The organism is Pseudomonas baetica (assembly GCF_019733355.1).
GTDB classification, from domain to species: Bacteria; Pseudomonadota; Gammaproteobacteria; order Pseudomonadales; family Pseudomonadaceae; genus Aquipseudomonas; species Aquipseudomonas baetica_A.
On record NZ_JAIHLQ010000128.1, the window covers coordinates 1 to 616 of the forward strand.

Consider the following 616-nt stretch of genomic DNA (forward strand, 5'->3'; position numbering starts at 1 on the left):
GGTTATGTGAAAGCTGAACCGCTGGTGTACGAAGATTTCCTGCCGGTCAGTGCGGCGGGGATCTTTCAATCGAACCTTGGGGATGCAGCGCAGGCCCACTATGGCGAACATTCCAACCGACAGGCATTCGAGCAGGCGCTGGGACGCTCGACGATTGATGAATTGGGGTTGTATGCCGAAACCCAGCAACGTTCGATTGAAGAATGCGTTGTCGCGCTAGAATCTCGCCAATAGTGGCCACACGCCATTGTGCGCAACTTCTTGCGCACTCAAATGTGGATAACCTTGTGGACACATCCCTGCAGCCCACGTAATCCGTTCTGTACAGACGAGTGCGCAAGAAGTTGCGCAGTACTGCGCAAGAAGTTGCGCACTTCAGACCTCAAATCCGCACGAAAAACAGTCAGAAACCCGATCAGGTGCAGCTTCGCCACCGGCTCCCGGGCACTTCGCAAAACCTGGCACGCTCTTTGATGGCAGTCGGCCACCCGCCGGGCGATTTCGCCTCCCGGGCACCTTAAATTTATCCGCAAGGAGAGCACCCCATGGCAACACCAGCGTACATGTCGGTTACCGGCGAAAAACAAGGCCTGATCACTGCCGGCGCCTTCACTGC

1 protein-coding gene and 1 pseudogene are annotated in these 616 nt (G+C 56.3%); both read left to right on the forward strand.

The genetic code is table 11. The annotated features are described in order from the left end of the window. Positions 1-234, forward strand: a 234-nt coding sequence (locus tag K5E40_RS34380) for a 2-oxoadipate dioxygenase/decarboxylase family protein (protein WP_409339162.1), incomplete at its 5' end; no start/stop codon positions are given. Between the two features lie 311 nt (positions 235-545). Continuing rightward, a pseudogene (locus K5E40_RS34385) lies at positions 546-616 on the forward strand (type VI secretion system tube protein Hcp); the annotation flags it as partial.